The sequence below is a fragment of the Bradyrhizobium sp. UFLA05-153 genome, from assembly GCF_054185185.1.
In genome coordinates this window covers 1-3900 of sequence record NZ_JBBIAM010000264.1, presented here as the reverse complement: position 1 = coordinate 3900, position 3900 = coordinate 1, and the positions used below count along the sequence as shown (strand labels likewise).

Sequence of the window (3900 nt, the reverse complement as noted above, 5' to 3'; positions counted from 1 at the left end):
CGGACGCAAGCGGCGATCTGGGGAATGAACCATGGATCGCTGGTACGAGCGGCAAGCGGTCGCGCGCTCACAGCCGTTGATCCGGGCATCGCGCTCTCGAAGTGATCTCCGAGATGGAGCCGATCGCCGAGCCGGCTCCATTGGTCCCCCAGTCTAGTCACGTCGCGGTCCCCCTATCGACGGCCTACTCCGCAAGGGCACGGACCGGGGGACTCGCGCTGCGGCAAGGCTCTACAAGTAGACGCAGGGACCCGGAAACGACTGCCGTCGCGCGAACGATCCCATCGCGGAGCAAAGCTGCGACACTTTCGTCGACCTTCCCCGACGTCCAGGCGCCTGGCAGGATGTTCGCTGCTACCCTTGCGTGAATGGCACGCGAGATCGCGCGAGCACCCTCCTCGGATTGATTACGCGCCGCGCGCAGGCTGCGCGAGCCGGTCTTATCGCTCCCGCAGCGAATCCTGCTTGTACCTCGCCAGCGGCGAGAGAAGATAACTGATGATCCTGCGCGAGCGGGGCTTGATCTCGACCATCACCGCCATGCCGGGGCCGAGCTTGACGAGCTTGTCCTCCACTGCATGTGCGTGCGGTCGAGTGTCGTGGGGGCCGCGTGCCCCAGACCAGAACGCTCCCGCGCGCCGGCTTCGGGCTGTCCTTCAAAGGCTCCTCGGATATTCCCCGTGCCAAGCGAGCATTTGACGTCGTCAATGCCTGTTGAGAATTTAGAGCACAAAAACTCCATCAACCGACAAGGCGACAATGTGAGACGATGCCATTCGCAACTATTTGCGTATCCTGGCAGATCCACTCGAGCCAGTGTTTTGCGCGATGCTGCACGTTGGAAAAGACAGTTGCCGCGGCGACGTAGTGGCGAAGCATAGAGGTCGCGGGGTTAATCCGAAAGGGTCGCACACGGGGCGAATTTTACGGAAGAAACGAACGTCTGACCACGCTATCCTGGGCCTTCCGCACACGGTTTGCCAAAGCGCTGCAGCCTTTGTTTTTTGAAGGCGCATGTTGACCCGAGGGAACAGTACCGTGCGACGAGCATCCGTGACCCGAGGACTGACCAAGGAACCCTTACCGAAGAGGTCGTTCACTTTCTGCAGTTCGTCGAGGTCTGACTGATATGCCTCTTCCTCTCTTCTGCTGAGCTGCTAGCACGTTGACCTGGTTGTCTCCCTCTCGGACGCCACGCTGAAGGAACGCCTTCTCTCGCTGATAATCGCTTTGCTTCGTCTTCAAATATTTGCGTTTCTGTGTTAACGATTTCCGAGATGGCCGAAAAAGGGATGGACATGTCCTTCATAAGGGCGTGGTCGATCTGAGAGCCGTCTCCGAGCTCGTTCTTTATGCGCCATATACGCGCCTCTTCTTTGGCGAACTCCGTCCAAAGCGACCCATATTGGCTTCTCAAGTCCGCTGACTCGAGATAGGGGTTGTTCATTCTCATGTGCATGATGTCGTAGCCGCCCGCCACAGCGATAAGCTGGCGCGCGGTGGTCGACGGACGATAAGGGTACTCACCCGGCTTTGACACGTCACCATTCACGTATATCGGCCTGTATTCTGGCCACGGTGGCCGTGACTTCATCTTTATCAACCACGACAGCGGTCTCGCGGCCATCCGAACTCCTCTGTCGCAACACCTTGCTCGCCACTGCGAGTCCGATCTTAGTTTGGATCTGTGGTAAGGTCAGGCCGGCGGCCGGAAGCATTCCGACAGTGACAACGAAATGTTCCCGTCTATTTGGACAGCGGCGCGCTGCTTTAGTTCCGGCACGCCGGCGACCGCGACCTCCAGTACATCTTCGACGGTTACGATATATTCCGCCTTCGCTTGAGACACGGAAATCGTCAGGCCAACAGCCACCAAGCCCCATTTTATGAAACGATTAACATGCAAACAAGGAGTTCGGCATGGCCGCAACTCTCTGTAAGAACGTGGTCACCAAGGCGCACTCCATCTGACCCATTTGGATGGGCGGGAGCGCGAGCTGATTGCTGCTTGAGACATTAGGCCGGTAGTGCTGCGGCTCAATGGACTATCGTAGTTACCCATTTATTGCCTTTTCCAACCAGTGACCCGGAATGTACTGATTCAAACGCAGATGAGCGACGGGATCTAGAGTTCCATGACCCTTACCACTTTGCCGGCCTTCACATGTTTTCTGGAAGCAATAGCCGACCGCGAGAGGACGGCCCCAGCAAGCGTTGGTAGCGCCACCCGGTTAGTTGCGCTAGTTGTCATGGCCGCTACCGGTTCGGCCTACTTTGCAGCCGCCGTCAATCACCGGTCGCTCCTCTCGCCAAACCCGGCCAAATACCTCTTATTCAAAAGGTACATTGCAATGCTCATTGATGCGACTCGGTCCGCTGTACCTTCCGCTAACCGACTCTTTCCTTAATAAGTCGCCTTGCGTATTTGACCTGGCTATCGTCGCGGCGCCTCAACCATCAGCACTGGTACGGAAATGCTGCAGAATACAACGAATGATTGGATAAATCGGGACAATTTGCCGCCGCCCGAATTTCGTCCTGCGCCGGCCGTGTCCTTGGCCCAAGTGGTAGCCTTCCTACGACGACGCCTCTTGATCATATTGCTGACATGTTTGGCAACGCTTGGCATTGCCATAATTTACCTTATCACCGCGGCACCCAAGTTTACTGCCAGTGCGGAACTCATAATAAACTCGAAAACGACAGCTTGGGACCCTGCGACCGTGGCAACGATCGTGGAAAGTCAAATCGAAATCATAAAGTCCGAGAGCATCGCTAGCGCCGTGATCGAGAAGCTCGGCCTCGCTGAAGACCCGGAATTTGCCACGAGCCAAGTCGGCGGCTTGATCTCCCGGCTGCTCGGCTGGAGTAAACCGGAAGCGAAAGCGCGCACCTTGCGGTATGCCGTGGAATCGTTTGGAACTAAGCTTTCGGCCAAGCGTATCGGCCCTACGTATCTTGTCGAGATTGCATTCGTATCCAGAGATCCTGATCGAGCGGCGCAGATCCTAAACACCATTGCAGAAAAATATTTTAGCTATCAAATGAACAATGCCGACCTGCAAAGTGATCCATGGGTTAAGGATCGATTGAACGAATTGAGCACTCAAGCATCGGCTGCCCAAAAGGCATTGGAGGATTACAGTAAAAGTGGGAAAGATGCAGCGGATTCCCCTGCTACCATCGATAAATTGGCAGCCGCTGCCGAATCATCCAAAAGCGCCTATGATAATTTTCGCCGTGTGCTGCGTAAGATGGAAGCCACGCGACAACACTCCTCACCGGTGTTTGAGGCAAGTCTCCTCGCCGCGGCGTCGCCACCCTTGAGGGCCAGTTGGCCAAAAGCTAGAATCGTGCTTGGAGCAGCGATCGTTGTGGGGGGGCTTCTTGGCATCGCTATCGGAATACTGCGCGATCTGTCAGAAATCCTCACCATCGGGCGGGAACCTCGCCTAAGCGCACAAGATGACGGGATCGAGCGACCCATTCCGGACGTGGTTCGACCAAATTATCAATCTGAAGCACCGGCACAGACAAGGCCAGTGCGCCTTACGGGTTCGGGGTGAAGAATACCTAACCATCGGCGTGCCACCGTCGGTCAGTTTGTGCTGGACACGAAGCCGCTTCGAATCGTGCTTACCGCCAGGCTGCGAGGAATACATCCAGAAGCCCCGTCCTCTACGACGGGTCGCTTGACGGGCCAGACACCTTCTGGCGGATAGTCGCCCTGGATAGACGGGCTCCGACACCAATCCTTGCGCGATGTCCCCTAAGGTTTCGCACGCTTGTGCTATATACTAAACGGGACGATGGTGCCGGGATCGTATCCGTCCGGTGAAGCTTTCAATTACCCACATTTCCAGCCGCTCCGATTTCGGCGCCGAGTTCGATATCGGTGAG

General features: G+C 56.5%; 4 protein-coding genes. 1 reads left to right on the top strand and 3 read right to left on the bottom strand.

The features are described 5' to 3' along the window. Window positions 1-440: 440 nt before the first annotated feature. The 3 genes from Q2941_RS51010 to Q2941_RS51965 form a co-directional block, all read right to left on the bottom strand. Complete coding sequence (locus Q2941_RS51010; RefSeq protein ID WP_458197451.1) at window positions 441-575, bottom strand: hypothetical protein; 135 nt, start codon at window positions 573-575, stop codon at window positions 441-443. Window positions 576-1096: 521 nt separating this feature from the next. After that, window positions 1097-1627, bottom strand: coding sequence for a polysaccharide biosynthesis/export family protein (locus tag Q2941_RS51005; protein ID WP_458197450.1), 531 nt, complete (start codon window positions 1625-1627; stop codon window positions 1097-1099). A gap of 69 nt (window positions 1628-1696) precedes the next feature. Beyond that, window positions 1697-1849, bottom strand: a complete 153-nt coding sequence (locus Q2941_RS51965; protein WP_479684055.1) for a polysaccharide biosynthesis/export family protein — start codon at window positions 1847-1849, stop codon at window positions 1697-1699. Between the two features lie 625 nt (window positions 1850-2474). Between Q2941_RS51965 and Q2941_RS51000 the strand changes: the two genes are divergently transcribed. Next, window positions 2475-3566, top strand: coding sequence for a Wzz/FepE/Etk N-terminal domain-containing protein (locus Q2941_RS51000; protein WP_458197449.1), 1092 nt, complete (start codon window positions 2475-2477; stop codon window positions 3564-3566). Window positions 3567-3900 lie beyond the last annotated feature (334 nt).